We start from the raw sequence: 15,728 nt of genomic DNA on the forward strand, positions 1-15,728 counted from the left end.
GAGGTGCATATGTCTACCGATTCGAGCTTCGACGACAAGCGTCCAGATCCTCCAGACAGTGTTCCAACAACCCCCGAAGCAGATGTGGATCCGGTGATGGATCCGGACAGCCCGTTAAGGGACCCGTTGGCCAGGCCGACAGTGGTGCCGACGAAGCATCCGCAGGGTTGGAAAGACCCGAGTGCCGGGGATGGCATTCCGGATGACGATCAGATGCCGTTGCCCAATGATTAATCCGGACAAAAAAGCCCCGAATATTCGGGGCTTTTGTTTGTGGACCGTTTGGAGGCGTTTCGACCTTATTTCGATGCTTCAACCACGCCGCTCTGGCGATGCTTGAGATTCTTGTCGGACTTGTACTGCAAGGCGACGGACGGCACGTTGGCGCTCTTGCCGGTTTCCATCCAGCTGCGAATCCGGTTCGCATCGGCAAAGTGCGTGTACTTGCCGAAGGCATCGAGGATCACCAGTGCAACCGGACGGTCGCCCATGTGGGTGACCAGTACCAGGCAATGCCCCGCTGCGTTGGTGAAACCGGTCTTGGTCAGCCTGATGTCCCAGTTGGGCTTGTTGACCAAATGATCGGTATTGCGGAAGCCCAGGCTGTAGTTGGGTTTACGGAATCTGACGGTTTTTTCCTTGGTGGTGCTCAGCTGAGTCAATAGCGGGTACTTGTGTGCGGCGATCAGCAATTTGCTCAGGTCGCGGGCGGTGGACACATTGCGCGGAGAGAGGCCCGTCGGTTCGACAAAGTGGGTGCTGGTCATGCCCAGCGCTTTGGCTTTGGCGTTCATGGCGGCAATGAACGCGACATAACCGCCCGGATAGTGATGGGCCAGCGTCGCGGCAGCCCGGTTTTCCGATGACATCAGCGCAATCAGTAGCATCTCTCGGCGCGGCAATTCGCTTTTGAGTTTGACTCGGGAAAACACGCCTTTCATTTCCGGGGTGTCGCTGATGTTGACGGAAAGGTATTCGTCCATGTTTTGCCGGGCTTCTACCACCACCAGGCCGGTCATCAGTTTGCTGACGGACGCGATTGGCACTACGACGTCAGGGTTGCTGGCATAGATGACTTTGTTGGTTTGCATGTCCATCAGCAAAGCGCTGCCGGAAGCGATCTTCAGTTGTGAAATGTCTCGGGGTGCTGCGGTGGTTTCTGCTGCGTTAACCGTTGGCGTGGTGAAAGTCCCTGTAAATGCAAAAAATAGGCTCAGGATAGAAAGACGGATTTTCACGCTGGCGGACTCATAAAGGGTGGATATACCGTTTTGTAACGGGCTGTTCCTTGAAAAACGACGCATTTTAGGAGTATGGCTGAAGAACTGTCGATGGTTGTTCGATGTTCAGGTGAAAGTGCCTCGGAACCTGAGAAAAACAGGCTTTTCCGGCGGATGGTCGAGCTTTTTATGCGTGCAAAAAGAACCCCGCGATGGGCGGGGTTCTTTTATGCGGCGTTGCAAGCCAGCGTGAACTCAGCCGTGCAGTGTTTCCGCGGCGTACAGCGTGTTTTCCAGCAGGCAGGCGCGGGTCATCGGGCCAACGCCACCCGGTACCGGAGTGATCCAGCCAGCGCGGGGCAGGGCGGCTTCGTAGGTCACGTCGCCGACCAGCTTGCCGTCTTCCTGACGATTGATGCCGACGTCGATCACGATCGCGCCTTCCTTGATCCATTCACCTTTGACCAGGCCCGGCTTGCCGGCGGCAACCACCACCAGGTCGGCGCGACCGACATGGCCCGCCAGATCCTTGGTGAAACGGTGGGTAACGGTCACGGTGCAACCGGCCAACAGCAGTTCCATCGCCATCGGACGGCCAACAATGTTGGAAGCCCCGACAATGACCGCGTCCATTCCGTACAGATCGGTGCCGGTGCTTTCCAGCAACGTCATGATGCCTTTAGGAGTGCACGGACGCAGCAGCGGAATACGCTGGGCCAGACGGCCGACGTTATAAGGGTGGAAACCGTCGACATCCTTGTCAGGACGAATGCGCTCCAGCAATTTGGAGGCGTCCAGGTGTTCAGGTAAAGGCAGCTGAAGCAGAACGCCGTCAATCGCCGGGTCGTCGTTAAGACGATCGATCAGATCGGTCAGTGCTTCTTGAGTGGTTTCGGCAGGCAGGTCATAGGCTTGGGAAAGGAAGCCGACCTCTTCACAGTCTTTACGCTTGTGCGAGACATAAACCTGAGAGGCAGGATCGCTGCCGACCAGGATCACCGCGAGGCCGGGTGTGCGCAAGCCTTGCTGGCGACGCTCGGCGACTCGTTTGGCGATCTGCTGGCGCAGGCTGGCGGCGATCGATTTGCCGTCGATTAGTTGTGCAGTCATTGCGCGTGATTAACCATCGAGAGGGGAAAAAAAGAGAACGCATTCTCGCATGTCATGAGGTGAGGGCAAAGGCGCTTGGTCTGCAAATTCCTCTAAGCCCTTTAATTAAATGAATTTTTTTTAAAAAGGATTTGACGACCTTCGGGGCGCTCTATACTATTCGTCGCACTTGTCGGGCACAGCCTAGCACTGGTTGAGAAGGTCTAGCAGAATCGAAGTTCTGCAAGGCTGAAAAGCACTTAGTTTGTAGTCCTTCAAGGTTACAGCTAACAAGGCGCCCGTAGCTCAGCTGGATAGAGCATCCGCCTTCTAAGCGGATGGTCGCAGGTTCGAGTCCTGCCGGGTGCGCCATTAGGCAGCTTTGGCACAAGTAACGCGATATGGTGGGCGTAGCTCAGTTGGTAGAGCACGGGATTGTGACTCCCGTTGTCGTGGGTTCGATCCCCATCGTCCACCCCATATTTCGAAAGGCGCCAGATTTAACGGTCTGGCGCCTTTGCTTTAACAGCTTCAATCCGCGGATGTGGTGGAATTGGTAGACACACTGGATTTAGGTTCCAGCGCCGCGAGGCGTAAGAGTTCGAGTCTCTTCATCCGCACCAAATAAAGCTTCTCTCATGCCGATGGCATAGTTGGGGCTCAGCAAAGAAGTTGTTCATTCTTTGTAACGCAATATGGTGGGCGTAGCTCAGTTGGTAGAGCACGGGATTGTGACTCCCGTTGTCGTGGGTTCGATCCCCATCGTCCACCCCATATTTCGAAAGGCGCCAGATTTAACAGTCTGGCGCCTTTTTTGTTTCAGTGGCCGCAGGTTCCGGGTCGCAGCGGCGGGGCGTTTCGTCGTATTTATGTTTCTCGATGATGCCGCGCTGTCCGCCGGCCTTGCTCGCAAGATCGGCTGTCAGGGAGAATGTTGGCAGTCTCTTCTATATATAGAAGGGTTGGCGCAGAGCCCTGGCGTGACTGGCTGTAATTGCCATCGGGGCGAAGTGCATTCGTGCCTTCGCACCTATAAATTGCCTGCTGCTTTTTTACCCGTTTTCAGTAGGGTGACTTCTTGAGTTTGACCCACTAGAATGCATGCCCTTGATTCTGGGGTCGGAAACGGCCGGCTAACGTCTGTGCAACGAGGAATATCCATGCAAGTTTCTGTTGAAAATACTACTGCTCTTGAGCGCCGCATGAGCGTCACCGTGCCGGCTGAGCGCATCGAGACTCAGGTCAACAAGCGTCTGCAGCAGACTGCCCAAAAGGCCAAGATTGCTGGCTTCCGTCCAGGCAAAGTGCCAATGAGCGAAATCAAGCGCCGTTTCGGTGCTGACGCTCGCCAGGAAGCGGTAGGCGACGTGATCCAGTCTTCCTTCTACGAAGCTGTGGTTGAGCAGAAGCTGAACCCGGCCGGTTCGCCGTCGATCGAACCAAAATCCCTGGAAGCTGGCAAGGACCTGGAATACGTTGCCGTGTTCGAAGTGTTCCCTGAATTCACCGTTGCCGGTTTCGAAGGTATCACCGTTGAGCGCCTGAGCGCTGACGTGGCTGATGCCGATCTGGACAAGATGCTGGAAGTCCTGCGCAAGCAGAACACCCGTTTCGAAGTGGCCGATCGCGCTGCTCAGAACGAAGACCAACTGAACATCGATTTCGTCGGCAAAGTCGACGGTGAAGTGTTCGCTGGCGGTTCCGCCAAGGGCACCCAGCTGGTGCTGGGTTCCGGCCGCATGATCCCTGGCTTCGAAGACGGTCTGGTCGGCGCTAAAGCCGGCGAAGAGCGCGTTCTGAACCTGACCTTCCCTGAGGACTATCAGAACCTCGACCTGGCAGGCAAAACCGCTGAGTTCACCGTGACCGTGAACACCGTTTCCGAGCCTAAACTGCCAGAACTGACCGAAGAATTCTTCGCTCAATTCGGCATCAAGGAAACTGGTCTGGAAGGCTTCCGCACCGAAGTTCGCAAGAACATGGAGCGCGAACTGCGTCAGGCGATCAAATCCAAGGTCAAGAATCAGGTTATGGACGGTCTGCTGGCCACCAACCCGATCGAAGTGCCAAAGGCTCTGCTGTCCAACGAAGTCGACCGTCTGCGCGTGCAGGCTGTTCAGCAGTTCGGCGGCAACATCAAGCCTGACCAACTGCCGGCCGAGCTGTTCGAAGAGCAAGCCAAGCGCCGCGTTGTGCTGGGTCTGATCGTGGCCGAAGTGGTCAAGCAATTCGACCTCAAGCCTGACGAAGCCCGCGTTCGCGAGATGATTCAGGAAATGGCTTCGGCTTACCAGGAGCCTGAGCAGGTTGTGTCTTGGTACTACAAGAACGACCAGCAACTGAACGAAGTCCGTTCGGTTGTGCTGGAAGAACAAGTTGTGGATACTGTTCTGCAGAAAGCTAGCGTGACCGACAAATCGGTCTCTTACGAAGAAGCGGTCAAGCCGGTAGAAGCTCCACAAGCCGACTGATTGTTCTTGCGGTAAGAAGTACACACCATAAGCCAGCCTTCGTGCTGGCTTATGCGTATTCAAGACATAACTATTTGGGAGTGACTGCAGAGCATGTTCCGTAATTCGTATATTCAGCAGAACTCTGATATCCAGGCCGCAGGCGGCCTGGTCCCGATGGTTGTCGAGCAGTCTGCTCGTGGCGAACGCGCTTATGACATCTACTCGCGCCTTCTCAAGGAGCGAGTGATCTTTCTGGTTGGTCCGGTAGAGGACTACATGGCCAACCTGATCTGTGCGCAACTGCTGTTCCTTGAAGCGGAAAATCCGGACAAGGACATCCATCTCTATATCAACTCGCCGGGCGGTTCGGTGACGGCAGGCATGTCGATCTATGACACCATGCAGTTCATCAAGCCAAACGTGTCGACCACCTGTATCGGTCAAGCGTGCAGCATGGGCGCGTTTCTACTGACGGCCGGTGCCCAAGGCAAGCGTTACTGCCTGCCGAACTCGCGTGTGATGATTCACCAGCCACTGGGCGGTTTCCAGGGCCAGGCCTCGGATATCGAAATCCATGCCAAGGAAATCCTCTTCATTCGTGAGCGTCTCAACACGCTGATGGCCAAGCATAGCGGGCGCACTCTTGAAGAAATCGAGCGCGATACCAACCGCGATAATTTCATGAGTGCAGATGCGGCGCGTGAGTACGGGTTGATCGATGAAGTGATCAACCAGCGGCCCGCTTAAAATAAGCAACTCAAAATAAGGTTGGTCGGCAGGTCCGATCACCAGCGGGCTTGAAAAAGCCCGCAATAGCCTTCATCTTGTGTTGCAAGCCTATCGGATTTGGATCGAACGAATGACTGACACCCGCAACGGCGAGGACAACGGCAAGCTGCTCTATTGCTCCTTCTGTGGCAAAAGCCAGCATGAAGTACGCAAATTGATTGCCGGCCCCTCGGTCTTTATCTGCGACGAGTGCGTCGACCTGTGCAATGACATCATCCGTGAGGAGGTGCAGGAAGCCCAGGCCGAAAGCAGCGCGCATAAATTGCCTTCGCCTAAAGAAATCAGCGGCATCCTTGATCAGTACGTGATTGGTCAGGAACGTGCGAAAAAGGTTCTGGCCGTAGCGGTGTACAACCACTACAAGCGTTTGAACCAGCGTGACAAAAAGAATGACGACGTCGAACTCGGCAAAAGCAACATCTTGCTGATCGGCCCGACAGGCTCGGGTAAAACCCTGCTTGCCGAAACACTGGCCCGCTTGCTGAACGTTCCGTTCACCATCGCCGACGCAACCACCCTCACCGAGGCGGGTTATGTAGGGGAAGATGTCGAGAACATCATTCAGAAGCTGCTGCAGAAGTGCGATTACGACGTAGAAAAAGCCCAGATGGGCATCGTCTACATCGATGAGATCGACAAGATCTCGCGCAAGTCTGACAACCCGTCGATCACCCGGGACGTTTCCGGTGAAGGCGTGCAGCAGGCCCTGCTCAAGTTGATCGAAGGCACGGTCGCTTCCGTTCCACCTCAAGGTGGTCGCAAGCATCCGCAGCAGGAATTCCTTCAGGTCGACACCCGTAACATCCTGTTCATCTGCGGTGGTGCGTTCTCCGGTCTGGAAAAGGTTATTCAAAACCGTTCCACCAAGGGCGGCATTGGTTTCAACGCGGAAGTTCGCAGCAAGGAAGAAGGCAAGAAAGTCGGTGAATCCCTGCGTGAAGTCGAACCTGACGATTTGGTCAAGTTCGGTCTGATCCCGGAATTCGTCGGTCGTCTGCCGGTACTTGCCACGCTGGACGAGCTTGATGAGGCTGCGTTGATGCAGATTCTCACCGAGCCGAAAAATGCTCTGACCAAGCAGTATGCCAAGCTGTTCGAGATGGAAGGCGTGGACCTGGAATTCCGGGCCGACGCGCTGAAATCGGTCGCCAAACGTGCTCTGGAACGCAAAACCGGTGCCCGTGGACTGCGCTCGATCCTCGAAGGTGTATTGCTCGACACTATGTATGAAATCCCCTCGCAGTCCGAGGTGAGTAAAGTAGTGATCGATGAAAGCGTTATAGAAGGTAAGTCCAAGCCACTGTATATCTACGAAAACAGTGAGCCGGCTGCCAAGGCAGCGCCAGACGCCTAAGCGTCACACTGCTGGAATAAAGAAGGGGCCTTCGGGCCCCTTTGCTTTTAACGCGTTTTAACATTTTATTTGCGCTTGTTTTTTTTGAAAACAGCCCCCATCTTGGTTTCAAGCTTACATCCATCTGTTTACGGCCTTATGGCCGCCGTAGAGGCGAAATCATGAAGACAACCATCGAATTGCCTCTCCTGCCATTGCGTGATGTCGTGGTTTATCCGCACATGGTTATCCCGCTGTTCGTGGGGCGCGAGAAATCCATCGAAGCCCTCGAGGCAGCGATGACGGGCGACAAGCAGATCCTTCTGCTGGCTCAGCGAAATCCTGCTGACGACGATCCCGGTGAAGAAGCACTTTATCGCGTAGGCACCATCGCTACCGTTCTGCAGCTGCTCAAGCTGCCTGACGGCACAGTCAAGGTTCTTGTCGAGGGCGAGCAGCGGGGCGCCGTGGAGCGCTTCAGCGAAGTCGACGGCCACTGCCGTGCCGAAGTTTCGCTGATCGACGAAGTCGACGCGCCTGAGCGCGAGTCGGAAGTGTTTGTCCGTAGCCTGCTGGCTCAGTTCGAACAATATGTGCAGTTGGGCAAGAAAGTCCCCGCTGAAGTCCTGTCGTCGCTTAACAGCATCGATGAGCCAGGCCGCCTGGTCGACACCATGGCCGCGCACATGGCCCTGAAAATCGAGCAGAAGCAGGAAATCCTCGAAATTATCGATTTGTCGGCCCGGGTCGAGCACGTTCTGGCGTTGCTGGATGCCGAGATCGATCTGCTGCAAGTCGAAAAACGCATTCGCGGCCGCGTTAAAAAGCAAATGGAACGCAGCCAGCGCGAGTACTACCTGAATGAGCAGATGAAGGCCATTCAGAAAGAACTGGGCGACAGCGACGAAGGCCACAACGAAATCGAAGAGCTGAAAAAGCGTATCGATGCCGCCGGTCTGCCGAAAGACGCGTTGGCCAAGGCTCAGGCCGAACTGAACAAGCTCAAGCAAATGTCGCCAATGTCCGCGGAAGCGACGGTGGTGCGTTCGTACATCGACTGGCTGGTTCAAGTGCCGTGGAAGGCCCAGAGCAAGGTGCGTCTGGACCTCGCTCGTGCCGAAGACATTCTCGACGCCGACCACTATGGTCTGGAAGAAGTCAAAGAGCGGATCCTCGAATATCTCGCCGTGCAGAAGCGCGTGAAGAAGATTCGTGGTCCGGTGCTGTGCCTGGTTGGGCCTCCAGGGGTGGGTAAAACTTCTCTGGCGGAGTCGATCGCTCACGCCACCAACCGCAAATTCGTCCGCATGGCCCTCGGTGGTGTGCGCGATGAGGCGGAAATTCGTGGCCATCGCCGGACTTATATCGGTTCGATGCCAGGAAGATTGATTCAAAAGATGACAAAGGTGGGCGTCCGCAACCCGCTGTTCCTGCTCGATGAAATCGACAAAATGGGCAGCGATATGCGTGGCGATCCGGCGTCGGCGTTGCTGGAAGTGCTCGATCCCGAGCAGAACCACAACTTCAACGATCACTATCTGGAAGTCGATTACGACCTGTCCGATGTGATGTTCCTTTGCACCTCCAACTCCATGAACATTCCGCCGGCGCTGCTGGACCGGATGGAAGTGATTCGTCTGCCGGGTTACACCGAAGACGAGAAGATCAACATCGCCGTCAAATACCTTTCGCCGAAGCAGATTACGGCCAACGGTCTGAAGAAGGGCGAGCTGGAATTCGATGCCGAAGCGATCCGCGACATCATCCGCTACTACACCCGCGAAGCCGGTGTACGTGGGCTGGAGCGCCAGATTGCCAAGGTTTGCCGCAAGGCAGTCAAAGAGCATGCGATGGAAAAACGCTTCTCGGTGAAGGTCACTGCCGATATGCTCGAGCACTTCCTGGGCGTGCGTAAGTTCCGTTACGGTCTGGCTGAATCGCAGGATCAGATTGGCCAGGTAACGGGCCTGGCGTGGACTCAGGTGGGCGGCGAATTGCTGACCATCGAAGCCGCGGTCGTACCGGGTAAAGGCCAGTTGATCAAGACGGGTTCCCTGGGTGACGTGATGGTCGAATCGATCACCGCAGCCCTGACCGTTGTCCGCAGTCGTGCGAAGAGCCTGGGGATTCCCCTGGACTTCCACGAGAAGCGCGACACCCATATCCATATGCCTGAAGGGGCAACGCCGAAAGATGGCCCTAGCGCCGGTGTAGGCATGTGCACGGCACTGGTGTCAGCATTGACTGGCATTCCTGTACGCGCTGATGTTGCCATGACCGGCGAAATCACCTTGCGTGGTCAGGTGTTGGCGATTGGTGGTTTGAAGGAAAAACTGCTGGCTGCTCACCGCGGTGGAATCAAGACGGTGATCATTCCTGAAGAGAACGTACGCGATCTGAAGGAAATTCCTGACAATATCAAGCAAGATCTACAGATTAAACCAGTTAAATGGATTGACGAGGTCCTGCAAATTGCGCTGCAATACGCGCCGGAGCCCTTGCCGGATGTGGTTCCGGAGATTGTTGCAAAGGATGAAAAACGCGAGTCTGACTCTAAGGAAAGAATTAGCACGCATTAGTACGCATTTGCCTGGGGGGCTTGTTGACAGTTTTTTAGAGCCCTTGTTATAAAGCGGCTCTTAAGTGTCTGTAGGCCATTCAGCACTCGTTTTTTTGCTTTCACCAAAAAACTTAGAATCAAACTCAAATAGATATAAGGGGACTTAGAGTGAACAAGTCGGAACTGATTGATGCTATCGCTGCATCCGCTGATATCCCGAAAGCTGCTGCTGGCCGTGCGCTGGACGCTGTAATCGAATCCGTCACTGGCGCTCTCAAGGCTGGCGACTCTGTTGTTCTGGTTGGTTTCGGTACCTTCTCCGTGACCGATCGTCCAGCTCGCATCGGTCGTAACCCACAGACCGGTAAGACGCTGGAAATCGCCGCCGCCAAAAAACCAGGTTTCAAAGCCGGTAAAGCCCTGAAAGAAGCTGTCAACTAAGTTCGATTCAGGTTTTTGCCTATCCGGGTCGGGGTCATTCCTGACTTGGCAGCGGAGCGGTAGTTCAGTCGGTTAGAATACCGGCCTGTCACGCCGGGGGTCGCGGGTTCGAGTCCCGTCCGCTCCGCCAGTTACGAGAAGGCGCATCCTCGGATGCGCCTTTCTTCTATCCGGATTCTACCCACGCTCCACGGTTGCCTAATTTTGAAGTTCAACCGTTTCTGGGGGACGCATGCTGCAGAATATCAGGGACAATTCACAAGGCTGGATTGCCAAGACCATTATCGGGATCATCGTTGTACTGATGGCTTTCACCGGTATCGAGGCCATTTTCCAGGCGACGACCAACAGCCAGGATGCGGCCAAGGTCAACGGTGAAGAAATCAGTCAAAACGAGCTGAACCAGGCGGTTGATATGCAACGCCGTCAGCTCATGCAACAGCTTGGCAAGGATTTCGATGCTTCCTTGCTCGACGAAAAAATGCTTCGCGAATCGGCCCTCAAAGGCCTGATCGATCGCAAACTGCTGCTGCAAGGCGCAGAAAAATCGAAATTCGCTTTCTCCGAAGCAGCTTTGGATCAGGTGATCCTGCAAACGCCTGAATTCCAGGTGGATGGCAAGTTCAACGCCGAGCGCTTCGACCAGGTGATCCGTCAACTCGGCTATAGCCGTCTGCAATTCCGCCAGATGCTGGCTCAGGAAATGCTGATCGGTCAGTTGCGCGCTGGCTTGGCCGGTAGCGGCTTTGTCACCGATGCACAGGTTCTGGCCTTCGCCCGTCTGGAAAAACAGACCCGCGATTTCGCCACCCTGAACGTCAAGGCAGATCCTGCGGCGGTGAAACTGACTGACGACGAAGTCAAAGCCTACTACGACGAACACGCCAAGGAATTCATGACGCCGGATCAGGTGGTCATCGACTACCTCGAATTGAAGAAGGCGTCCTTCTTTGATCAGGTCAGCGTCAAGGACGAAGACCTGCAAGCGGCGTATCAGAAAGAAACCGCGAACCTGTCCGAGCAACGCCGGGCGGCGCATATTCTGATCGAAGTGAACGATAAGATGACCGAGGCGCAAGCCAAGGCCAAAATCGAAGAAGTGCAGGCGCGTCTGGCCAAAGGCGAGACATTCGAGGCCCTGGCCAAGGAATTCTCCCAGGACCCAGGCTCGGCGAACAATGGCGGTGACCTCGGTTATGCAGGTCCAGGCGTCTACGATCCAGCGTTTGAAAAAGCCCTGTATTCGTTGGCCAAGGATCAGGTTTCGGAGCCGGTTCGCACTGACTTCGGTTTCCACCTGATCAAGCTGCTGGGCGTTGAAGCCCCTGAAGTGCCGACGTTTGCCAGTCTGAAAGACAAGCTGACCCGCGAGCTGAAAACCCAGCAGGTCGAGCAGCGTTTCGTCGAGGCGACCAAGCAATTGGAAGACTCGTCGTTCGAAGCCTCCGATCTGGCCCAGCCGGCACAAGACCTGAAGCTGACCGTTCATACCTCCGCGCCATTCGGCCGTGAAGGTGGCGAAGGTGTGGCGGCCAACCGTGCTGTAGTGACCGCTGCGTTCAGTCCTGAAGTGCTGGATGAGGGTGCCAACAGCACCGCCATCGAGCTGGACCCGGAAACCGTGATCGTGCTGCGCGCCAAGGAACACCGCAAGCCTGAGCAACTGCCGCTGGAAAGCGTGGCTGCCAGCATCCGTGCGCAACTGACCAAGGAGCATGCCAGTGCTGCCGCCAAGACCAAGGCTGATCAACTGATCGTCAGCCTGCGCGATGGCAAGACTACTCTGGACAAGGCGATCGATGGCCAGAACTGGAAAGTGACTCAAGCGGCGAATCGCGCTCAGGAAGGGGTCGACCCAACTGTGCTGCAAGCGCTGTTCCGCATGCCGAAACCGGTTGCCAAAGACAAGCCGACCTTCAGCAGCGTGACCCTGGCCGATGGTAGCCTGGTGATCGTGCGTCTGAACGGCGTGAACGAAGCCGCGGCGCCGACCGAAGAAGAGAAGGTTCAATACCGTCGCTTCCTCGCCTCGCGCATTGGCCAGCAAGACTTTGCGGCTTACCGCAAGCTGTTGGAAAGCGAGGCTGAGATCAAGCGTTTCTGATGCTTGGTTGAGCTATGCGCGACACAAAGACCCCGGCCGAAAGGCTGGGGTTTTTTGTGGGTGAAACGAAAAGATCGCAGCCTTCGGCAGCTCCTACAGAGGCACGCGATGCCATGTAGGAGCTGCCGAAGGCTGCGATCTTTTGATCTTCGCTCCAGATGGGACTTTCTCCTTAGAACCCGGCTCAACAAACCTGTAACCGTTTTAAGACACAATCGATGCTCCGCTAAGCATCGATCTGTTGCACAATACGCCCCGAACCGTTTTCCTCAGGATGTTCAATGTTTAGATCAATTCCCATGCGTGTTGTCGGGCTGGCCTTGGTGCTGGCCGCCGCTGCCGGTTGTTCATCGAAGAAAGCCGCCATCTACGAGCATGAGAACTTCGACGATTCCGGAACGTTTTCGCGCAATTACCCGGTGACCGATAAGCAGTCCTGCGAGGCTGCCCGTCGGGCTTTGCTCAGCCAGGGTTACATCATCACCAGCGCCGATCCGAAGCTGGTCAGTGGTCACAAGAGCTTCCAGCAGACTGGCGAGACCCACATGGAGATCAGCTTCAGCGTGGTTTGTGCCGATGATGGCAGCGAAGGGCACCACGCGACCGTGTTCGCCAATGCTCTGCAGGACCGTTATGCGCTGAAGAAGACCAACAACTCCGCCAGTCTCGGTGTTGGTGTGTTGGGCTCGGTGTCGATGCCGATCGGCTCGTCCGACGACTCGATGGTCAAGGTCGCCAGTGAAACCGTGTCCTCGGCCAAGTTCTACGAGCGTTTCTTTGCCTTGGTCGAGTTATTCCTGCCGCCGGAAGCGAAGAAGGCCGCGCACATTACCGAGAAGCCGAAGACTGATCTGGGTGTGCCTGAAGTCAAGGCTGCGCCGGCTCAGTTGGCGCCAACCCCGACCCCGACGGCAGAACCAGCGCCTGCTCCAGCGCCGGCAGCCGAACCTGCACCTGCCGAAACCGCTCCAGCCAGTTCGGAGCCTGTTGCACCGCCTGCTGAAACGGCGCCGATCAGTCCAGAGCAGGGCAGCGAGCCGGCTTCGTCCACAGAATCAGGGTCGCCGCCGGCAGACTCAAGCACCATGCCCCCTCCGAGCGAGCCGATTTCGGCCATGCCTGTCTCCGGGCAGTAATCGGTTAATGTTACGGATCGGGTCAGACGACTCCGATCCCGTAACACCTTCCAAGATTGATCCACATCAAATCGAGCCGAATTCCCACAGCTCGTATCGAAAAAATCCTGTGATAAATTCCTGACCACCTGCTACGTTTTATTTAGTAGCGAAGTAGTGTCGTGCCAGTGTCATTTTTCTTTCATGCAGGCACTTTATGCTCAGGGCGCTAGTCATTTATTCAGACGTTTTTTTCTACAAGCGATGGGGGTTTAATAATGGACGATTATCAAGAAGAACTGCTCGAGTATCAGGCGTTTGAACTGGACCCGCTGGAACCGGCCGAAGACGCTACCGAGTTGTAAGTCTTACGCGGATTGGCGATGACTGCGGCGAAACTCGCCGGGGGTCTGGCCGTTCCAGCGTTTGAAGGCCCGTTGAAAGGCTTCGGCTGAGGCAAAACCCAGCAGGTAGGCGATTTCCCCGAACGCCAGTTCGGTGTCGCGGATGTAGGTCATGGCCAGGTCGCGACGTGTGTCATTGAGGATCGCGCGAAATTGCGTGCCTTCCTCGGCGAGTTTGCGGCGCAAGGTCCAGGTTGGCAGCTTCAGGCGTGCCGCCACTTCTTCCAGGTCGGGTTCCCGACCACCATTGAGCAACGGCCCCAGTAACTGAGTGATACGTTCACGCAGGCTGCGGGTGCGTGTCAGTTGCTCCAGTTCCCGTTCACACAGTTGCAGCAGGTGCCGCCAGGTGCTCGGGCAGTGCTGCGGGTTGCGCTGGGCGAGGCTGTCCAGGCTCAGCCGCAGTTGATTCTGTTCGGCGCCAAACTGAATCGGACAATCCCCCAGCACGGCGTACGCCTCGCGGTAATCCGGCGCTTCAAATTCGATCTCGATCCGTTCGGCGCGTAGCGGGGCAGGGCTTACGCTGGATAATTGCTGTAACCAGCCGGCGATGATCGAATCCACCACGAAGCGGTTGTAGGCGTTATAGGGGCTGATGGAATAGAACCGCAGCCAAGCGCCTTGGGCGTCTTCGTGAAAGCTCGACTGGCCGCGATAGTTGGAGCCGTACAGCGCTTCGAAGCGAATCAGGCAACGCGCCGCTTCCCGCACGGTGGGGGCCTGGGCGGCGGTGACTCCGGCCAGGCCGGCCTGGCTCAGGCGACTGAGCCGGCCCATGCGCAAGCCCAGTGCCGGGTCGTCGGTCAGTTGAATGGCGCCGTGACCCAGGCGCATGTAGCGCGGGATCGAGAGACGGGCGCCGGCCTCGGCCAGTCGCGCGGCGTCGAGACCGTACTGTTCAAGCAGCGGTTGTGGGTCCAGGCCATGGCTGCGCACGGCATCGGCCAGGCTATGGACGAAGCCCACCGATAGATCCCCGAGACGCATCGGTTGCGGTTTCATCGTTTACAGCCAGAGGTTCAGCAAACGCGCGCCCCGGGCATCGCCGTCGGCAAAATGCTGCCCGTTGCTGCTGAGGAAGCTTTGACCGGCGCTGCCCTTGTCCCAGAACTGACCGCGCAGGAACACGCTCATGCCGGCGATGGCCCGGCTGCCGGGCGGTTGGGCGATCAGCGTCAGCCGATGCCAGGCCTGACCTTCACTGAGTTCGCCAGCCTTGAGGCTGACAGAATTCGGCGTGGACTGGCCTTTGTAGCCGGGCCACGGTTGATCCCAGGACCCGCGCCCGACGACGAACGCCGGGACCGCCACCAGCTGCGCGCCTTGATCGTCGAGTTTGCGATAGTTGTCGGGATACCAACTGTCGCTGCCGATCAGCACGCCCAGGCGTCCGGCCGGTGTATCGACGACATTGATTGTGTGTTCGGAATTGGCTTGGACAGTGTCGTGCCCAGCGAAAGTCGAGTGCATTTGGCGCTGAGGCTGGCCGATCGGCAAACCGTCGCGACCGAACACGACGCTGCTGTTGTACAGGGCACCGCGGCCAATCTTCAGGGTGCCATCGCTGACACTCGGCTCGGGCAACACGATGGAACCGGCCACCAGAGTGATGCGGAACTCTTTTGCCAAGCCGCCAAACAGCGCCTGGTAATTCGTGGCCATTTTCTTGGCTTTCATGCGCAAGTGCGCGTCGTCGAGGCGGCTGCTGCCTTCGGCACTGATCAGGGCGCGGATGAACTGCAACGGGTTGCTCACCGCCAGCCAGTTCATGGCTTCCTTGAGAGAAGTGGCCTGGTACAACTCGTCCTTTTCGCCGCTGATCATCAGCCAGGTGCCGACATGTTCGGGCAGTACGACGATGGTTTTTTCATTCAGCAGGCCCTGATCCTGAGCCTTCTGCAAGTAGGCCGCGAGCTTGCGGTGCAGGCGTTCGGGGCTTTGGTAGTCGGTGGGGAACAGCTCGGGTTGGATACCCAGCAGATTGCCGCGATCGGCGGGGGTGCCCTGATCGACCGCGAGACTGATGCGCAGGTCCGACAGGTAATGACCCACCGGACGGTCCGCGGCCCACATCGCGTAGGTCGTGAGGGCGGCGATCAACGCCATGGAGAAGGTCAGGTACAAAAGTTTGCGCATGGGGAAACAGTCAGCGGCCGTGTGCAGGGTTCGCGACTAGGGTAGGGCCCATGCCCGCGCTTGCCAAGGGGCGCTGCACAT

Annotated in this window: 12 protein-coding genes and 5 tRNA genes; 13 read left to right on the forward strand and 4 right to left on the reverse strand. The window is 56.7% G+C overall.

Going from position 1 to position 15,728, the window contains the following annotated elements; translation table 11 throughout:
• Positions 1–9: 9 nt before the first annotated feature.
• Complete coding sequence (locus TU81_RS29830) at positions 10–234, forward strand: hypothetical protein (RefSeq protein WP_080772108.1); 225 nt, start codon at positions 10–12, stop codon at positions 232–234.
• Between the two features lie 65 nt (positions 235–299).
• Here the strand turns inward: TU81_RS29830 and pbpG are convergent, their stop codons facing one another.
• Together pbpG and folD are read right to left on the reverse strand one after the other, a co-directional pair.
• The gene (pbpG, locus tag TU81_RS23965) at positions 300–1,238 is read right to left on the reverse strand and encodes a D-alanyl-D-alanine endopeptidase (RefSeq protein WP_030130814.1); all 939 of its coding nucleotides are present in this window, start codon (positions 1,236–1,238) and stop codon (positions 300–302) included.
• A 237-nt stretch (positions 1,239–1,475) separates the two neighbouring features.
• A complete protein-coding gene (gene folD / locus TU81_RS23970) occupies positions 1,476–2,330 on the reverse strand; it encodes a bifunctional methylenetetrahydrofolate dehydrogenase/methenyltetrahydrofolate cyclohydrolase FolD (RefSeq protein WP_048396825.1) in 855 nt (284 codons plus the stop codon).
• Positions 2,331–2,604: 274 nt separating this feature from the next.
• Here folD and TU81_RS23975 point away from each other — a divergent pair.
• The 12 genes from TU81_RS23975 (at position 2,605) to TU81_RS24030 (ending at position 13,125) form a co-directional block, all read left to right on the forward strand.
• Positions 2,605–2,681, forward strand: a tRNA-Arg gene (locus tag TU81_RS23975).
• A gap of 32 nt (positions 2,682–2,713) precedes the next feature.
• Positions 2,714–2,789 (forward strand) — tRNA-His (locus TU81_RS23980).
• A 58-nt stretch (positions 2,790–2,847) separates the two neighbouring features.
• Positions 2,848–2,932: transfer RNA gene (locus TU81_RS23985), tRNA-Leu, on the forward strand.
• Between the two features lie 75 nt (positions 2,933–3,007).
• Positions 3,008–3,083, forward strand: a tRNA-His gene (locus TU81_RS23990).
• A gap of 386 nt (positions 3,084–3,469) precedes the next feature.
• Entirely contained in the window at positions 3,470–4,780 is a 1,311-nt protein-coding gene (gene tig / locus TU81_RS23995; protein WP_038982404.1) for a trigger factor, read from the forward strand.
• A 93-nt stretch (positions 4,781–4,873) separates the two neighbouring features.
• The gene (gene clpP, locus TU81_RS24000; RefSeq protein WP_038982405.1) at positions 4,874–5,509 is read left to right on the forward strand and encodes an ATP-dependent Clp endopeptidase proteolytic subunit ClpP; all 636 of its coding nucleotides are present in this window, start codon (positions 4,874–4,876) and stop codon (positions 5,507–5,509) included.
• A gap of 112 nt (positions 5,510–5,621) precedes the next feature.
• Entirely contained in the window at positions 5,622–6,905 is a 1,284-nt protein-coding gene (gene clpX / locus TU81_RS24005) for an ATP-dependent Clp protease ATP-binding subunit ClpX (protein WP_007946893.1), read from the forward strand.
• Between the two features lie 161 nt (positions 6,906–7,066).
• Complete coding sequence (gene lon, locus TU81_RS24010) at positions 7,067–9,463, forward strand: endopeptidase La (protein ID WP_007901802.1); 2,397 nt, start codon at positions 7,067–7,069, stop codon at positions 9,461–9,463.
• A gap of 149 nt (positions 9,464–9,612) precedes the next feature.
• Positions 9,613–9,885, forward strand: a complete 273-nt coding sequence (locus TU81_RS24015) for an HU family DNA-binding protein (RefSeq protein WP_002552737.1) — start codon at positions 9,613–9,615, stop codon at positions 9,883–9,885.
• A 53-nt stretch (positions 9,886–9,938) separates the two neighbouring features.
• Positions 9,939–10,015: transfer RNA gene (locus TU81_RS24020), tRNA-Asp, on the forward strand.
• Positions 10,016–10,117: 102 nt separating this feature from the next.
• Positions 10,118–11,989, forward strand: coding sequence for a SurA N-terminal domain-containing protein (locus TU81_RS24025; RefSeq protein WP_048396827.1), 1,872 nt, complete (start codon positions 10,118–10,120; stop codon positions 11,987–11,989).
• A 281-nt stretch (positions 11,990–12,270) separates the two neighbouring features.
• On the forward strand, positions 12,271–13,125 hold the full coding sequence (locus TU81_RS24030) for a DUF2242 domain-containing protein (protein WP_038982407.1): 855 nt from the start codon (positions 12,271–12,273) through the stop codon (positions 13,123–13,125).
• Positions 13,126–13,472: 347 nt separating this feature from the next.
• Here TU81_RS24030 and TU81_RS24035 read toward each other — a convergent pair whose 3' ends face one another.
• Together TU81_RS24035 and TU81_RS24040 are read right to left on the reverse strand one after the other, a co-directional pair.
• Positions 13,473–14,513, reverse strand: coding sequence for an AraC family transcriptional regulator (locus TU81_RS24035; RefSeq protein ID WP_048396829.1), 1,041 nt, complete (start codon positions 14,511–14,513; stop codon positions 13,473–13,475).
• Between the two features lie 3 nt (positions 14,514–14,516).
• Positions 14,517–15,647 carry a carbon-nitrogen hydrolase family protein gene (locus TU81_RS24040; protein WP_048396831.1) on the reverse strand — a complete coding sequence of 377 codons (1,131 nt, stop codon included), beginning with the start codon at positions 15,645–15,647 and terminating at the stop codon, positions 14,517–14,519.
• Positions 15,648–15,728 lie beyond the last annotated feature (81 nt).

The sequence above is a fragment of the Pseudomonas lini genome (assembly GCF_001042905.1).
GTDB classification, from domain to species: domain Bacteria; phylum Pseudomonadota; class Gammaproteobacteria; order Pseudomonadales; family Pseudomonadaceae; genus Aquipseudomonas; species Aquipseudomonas lini.

Excerpts from the sequence above, each read along its gene's own strand:
- TU81_RS24035 (WP_048396829.1), bottom strand. The coding sequence starts at position 14,513 with ATGAAACCGCAACCGATGCGTCTCGGGGATCTATCGGTGGGCTTCGTC.
- clpP (WP_038982405.1), top strand. The coding sequence starts at position 4,874 with ATGTTCCGTAATTCGTATATTCAGCAGAACTCTGATATCCAGGCCGCA.
- TU81_RS24030 (WP_038982407.1), top strand. The coding sequence starts at position 12,271 with ATGTTTAGATCAATTCCCATGCGTGTTGTCGGGCTGGCCTTGGTGCTG.
- TU81_RS24040 (WP_048396831.1), bottom strand. The coding sequence starts at position 15,647 with ATGCGCAAACTTTTGTACCTGACCTTCTCCATGGCGTTGATCGCCGCC.
- TU81_RS24025 (WP_048396827.1), top strand. The coding sequence starts at position 10,118 with ATGCTGCAGAATATCAGGGACAATTCACAAGGCTGGATTGCCAAGACC.
- TU81_RS29830 (WP_080772108.1), top strand. The coding sequence starts at position 10 with ATGTCTACCGATTCGAGCTTCGACGACAAGCGTCCAGATCCTCCAGAC.
- tig (WP_038982404.1), top strand. The coding sequence starts at position 3,470 with ATGCAAGTTTCTGTTGAAAATACTACTGCTCTTGAGCGCCGCATGAGC.
- lon (WP_007901802.1), top strand. The coding sequence starts at position 7,067 with ATGAAGACAACCATCGAATTGCCTCTCCTGCCATTGCGTGATGTCGTG.
- clpX (WP_007946893.1), top strand. The coding sequence starts at position 5,622 with ATGACTGACACCCGCAACGGCGAGGACAACGGCAAGCTGCTCTATTGC.
- folD (WP_048396825.1), bottom strand. The coding sequence starts at position 2,330 with ATGACTGCACAACTAATCGACGGCAAATCGATCGCCGCCAGCCTGCGC.